At 65.4% G+C, this 3,922-nt stretch carries 3 protein-coding genes; all 3 read left to right on the top strand.

The window, feature by feature from the left end:
- Positions 1-363: 363 nt before the first annotated feature.
- The 3 genes from B4E30_RS04060 to B4E30_RS04050 are packed head-to-tail and all read left to right on the top strand — an operon-like array spanning position 364 to position 3,592.
- Positions 364-1,665, top strand: a complete 1,302-nt coding sequence (locus tag B4E30_RS04060) for a quaternary amine ABC transporter ATP-binding protein (RefSeq protein ID WP_286793612.1) — start codon at positions 364-366, stop codon at positions 1,663-1,665.
- On the top strand, positions 1,665-2,630 hold the full coding sequence (locus tag B4E30_RS04055) for an ABC transporter permease (RefSeq protein ID WP_286793611.1): 966 nt from the start codon (positions 1,665-1,667) through the stop codon (positions 2,628-2,630). The genes B4E30_RS04060 and B4E30_RS04055 overlap by 1 nt, the downstream gene beginning before the upstream one ends.
- Positions 2,631-2,680: 50 nt before the next feature.
- The gene (locus B4E30_RS04050; protein ID WP_286793610.1) at positions 2,681-3,592 is read left to right on the top strand and encodes a glycine betaine ABC transporter substrate-binding protein; all 912 of its coding nucleotides are present in this window, start codon (positions 2,681-2,683) and stop codon (positions 3,590-3,592) included.
- Positions 3,593-3,922 lie beyond the last annotated feature (330 nt).

The following is a 3,922-nucleotide window of genomic DNA, read 5'->3' as shown; positions in this document are numbered from 1 at the left end:
CCTTCTTCGATCACTTGCGCCCCCATGGTTAATTAGTTGACCAACTAACCATGCAACAGGTTCGGGTGAACTGTCAATAACGATGGGGTTACCTTCTGCTGTTCGTTTTTGCCCCGCGCCCGCGACCGGGGTTAGGGTGGATGTTGGCCTTCTGGCCTGACGACGACCAGTCCGCGGTTGGCGTGGGTTGATTCCTGGTACTCCCCGCGCGGAGCGTATGGTCGACGGTCTTGGCGACGAACCCGATGTGCGTCGCCGGTTGCGCTGGCGCTGAACCTCCGTTCGCGCTACGCCGAGGACCGTCACCCGGGCGTGACCGATAGCAGGCCCGCACGCGAAACCCGCGGGCTGCTGAGGTAGAACGTGACATCCGAATTGGCGATCGAGGTCAAAGACCTCTTCAAAGTCTTCGGGCGCGACGGACGAAAGAACGTCGAGAAGCTGAAGTCGGGCGCTTCGCGTTCCGATCTGGCCGCGCAGGGAGCGACGGCCGCGGTGATCGACGCGAGTTTCGACGTCAAGCCCGGAGAGATCTTCGTGATCATGGGCCTGTCCGGCTCCGGTAAATCGACGATCATCCGCATGCTGAATGGCCTCTACGAGTCCACGGCGGGTTCGATCACGGTTCAGGGCGAGTCCATCACCGACGTCTCGGAGGCGGCGCTGCGTCGCATCCGTCGCGACCGGGTGTCCATGGTCTTCCAGCACTTCGCGCTGCTTCCCCACCGCACGGTGGCGGACAACGTCGCGTACTCGCTCGAGCTTCGGGGCGTCGGCAAGGCCGAGCGGCTCGCCAAGGCCGAGGAAATTCTCGGGATGGTCGGCCTGGAGGGCTGGGGAGACAAGCTTCCCTCTGCGCTTTCCGGTGGAATGCAGCAGCGCGTGGGTATCGCCCGCGCCCTCGCCGCCGACACCGACATCCTCCTGATGGATGAAGCGTTCAGTGCGCTGGATCCGCTCATTCGCCGCGAGATGCAGGAGCAGCTGTTGTCACTGCAGCAGAAGCTGCAGAAGACCATCGTCTTCATCACTCACGACCTGAACGAGGCGATGTTCCTCGGAGACCGCATCGCCGTGATGCGCGACGGTCGCATCGTGCAGGTCGGTACGCCGGAAGACATCCTGACCGATCCCGCGAACGATTACGTCGAGCAGTTCGTGCAAGACGTCGACCGCGCTCGCGTGCTGACGGCAGCGAACGTGATGGAGCGCCCACGTCCGGTCGTGAGCGAGAGCGGCGGGCCACGCACCGCGCTGCGTCAGATGCGTGACGCCTATTCGTCGGCGGCTTACGTCGTGGGCCGAGACCAGGAGCTGCGAGGCATCGTGACAGACCGCGACGCCGTGAAGCTCATCCGGCGTGGCGAGAACTCCCTCGATTCCGTGCTCTCGCCTGTGCCGCAGAGCGTGTCGCAGGACGAAGTGCTCATGAATCTGTTCGTCCCCGCCGTCGAATCGCAGCTCCCCCTCGCCGTCACCGATGACAACGGGCGACTGGTGGGCGTGATCCCCCGCGTGACCCTGTTGGCCGCGCTCGGGCCCGGCATGAACGACACCTCGGAGATCACGATCCTGCCTCAGCCCATTCCTTCGACCGAGATCGACGCGGTACTGGCGGCCTCTCCTGACGGAGTGCCGGCCACCGATGGTGGGGAGGTGCGCTGATGGATGGTTTCCGCATTCCGATCGGCGAGTGGATCGAGTCGGGTGTCGACTGGGTCCGCGACAACCTCGAATGGCTGCTCGATCTGATCGCCGTCTCGGTCAGCTGGCTCGTCGAGTCCCTCACCAACATTCTCGTCGGCACCCCGATCCCCGTCGTGATCCTCGTCGCCGCGTTGCTGGCTTGGCTCGTTCGTTCCTGGCAACTCGCCGTCGGTACGATCGTCTCCTTCGTGCTCATCGTGGCGATGGATCAATGGGTCACGTCGATGCAGACCCTGGCCTTGGTGCTGATCGCCGCCCTGGTCGCCGTCGCCATCGCCATTCCCCTGGGAATCTGGGCCGCTCGGAACGACACGGTCAGCACCATCCTGAAGCCGGTGCTCGACTTCATGCAGACGATGCCCGCTTTCGTCTATCTGATCCCGGCGATCACCTTCTTCAGCATCGGCGTGGTTCCCGGCGTCGTCTCGACCGTCATCTTCGCCCTGCCGCCCGGTGTCCGCCTGACCGAACTGGGTATCCGCAGCGTCGACTCGGAGACCGTCGAAGCCGGACACGCTTTCGGTGCCAAGCCCGGGCAGATCCTGCGCGGAATCCAGTTGCCGCTTGCGACCCCGACGATCATGGCCGGTGTCAACCAGGTCATCATGCTCGCCCTCTCGATGGCCGTCGTCGCGGGCATCGTCGGAGCCGACGGCCTCGGTAAAGAGGTCGTGCAGGCGATCTCGACCGTCAATCTCGCGCGCGGAGTGGAGGCGGGTCTGAGCGTCGTGATCATCGCGGTCTATCTCGACCGTCTGACCGCCGCGCTCGGAAACCCCGGTGACTACAAGTCGTCGCTGTGGGGCACCCTCGCCCGCCGCCGCGCGGAGCAGCGCACGTCTTCGGCCTCGGCCGCGAACGATGCGTCGTCTGATGGAGCTGCCGCCGAGGCGCCGGCCACGGCCGGGGCGCGGCACTCCTGAGAAAACTTCATACGGAACCAGAAGAGAACACCGAAGAGGAAAGAATCACAATGCGAAACCACAAGCTGACGGGAATCGTCGCGCTCGGCGCGGCGGCCACCCTCACTCTCGCGGGCTGCGCCGGCGGCTCGGACGACTCGAGCGGCGGCGAAGCCTCCGCCGAGGACATGGGCACCATCACCCTCGGGTTCCTGCCCTCGTGGACCGACGGTCTGTCGACCGCGTACCTGCTGCAGAACCAGCTCGAGAAGATCGGCTACACGGTCGAGATGGAAGAGCTCACCGAAGCGGGCCCTCTCTACGCCGGTCTGGCGCAGGGCGACGTGGACATGTACCCGTCCGCCTGGCCCGAGGTCACCCACGCGGACTACATGGACGAGTACGGTGACGACATCGAAGACGTCGGCGCCTACTACGAGGGCGCGGTGCTGACCATCGCGGTCCCCGATTACGTGGAGATCGAGTCGCTCGACGAGCTGGCGGACAACGCCGACATGTTCGACGGCCAGATCATCGGCATCGAGCCGGGCGCGGGTCTGACCGGTGTGACGCAGGACTCGATGATCCCGGCCTACGGCCTGGAGGACTCGTACGAGCTCGTCACCTCGTCGACCGCAGCGATGCTCACGGAGCTCTCGAATGCCGTGGACGCCGAGGAGAACATCGTCGTGACGTCGTGGCGCCCGTTCTGGGCCAACGACGCCTACAACCTGCGCGACCTTGAGGACCCCGAGGGCGCCATGGGTGAGCCCGAGGCGCTGCACTTCCTCGGCACCAGCGACTTCTCGGAGCGCTTCCCCGAGGCCGCTGAGCTCATCGCGGGCATCCAGCTCGACGACGCGCAGTACGCGTCGCTCGAGAACATGGTCGTGAACGAGTACGAAGAGGGCGAAGAGGCAGAGGCCGTCGCCGCGTGGGTTGAAGAGAACCCCGACGCGTTCGACACCATGGTCACCGAGTGATCTGACTCCCCTCGCGGAGTGAGAACGCGGGATCCGGCTTCGGCCGGGTCCCGCGTTCGTCTGCTTTGGTGCGCCATGCGCGTCGAGTGCACGAGAAGTCGCCGAGTGGCCGCGTTGTCGACGGACAGATTCCCGTGCACTCGAGGAAGACCCGTGCGCTGGACGAAAGAGCCGGGTTGCGCGGGTCAGGGGGACGAAGCGTCGGGTTTCGTGGGCGGGGGCGTGCCGGGTGTGATCTCCAGCGCCACCTTCTTCTCGAGGCGGTCGACGGCGTCGTCGGACAGCGAGATGAGGCCGTCGAGCTCTTCCCGCACCCGCTTGTACGCCACC

The sequence above is a fragment of the Microbacterium sp. UBA3394 genome, assembly GCF_002358725.1.
In the GTDB taxonomy this organism is placed as follows: Bacteria; Actinomycetota; Actinomycetes; order Actinomycetales; family Microbacteriaceae; genus Microbacterium; species Microbacterium luteum.
Note: the sequence above shows the minus strand (reverse complement) of the source record. Positions and strands in the feature narration are given on the sequence as shown.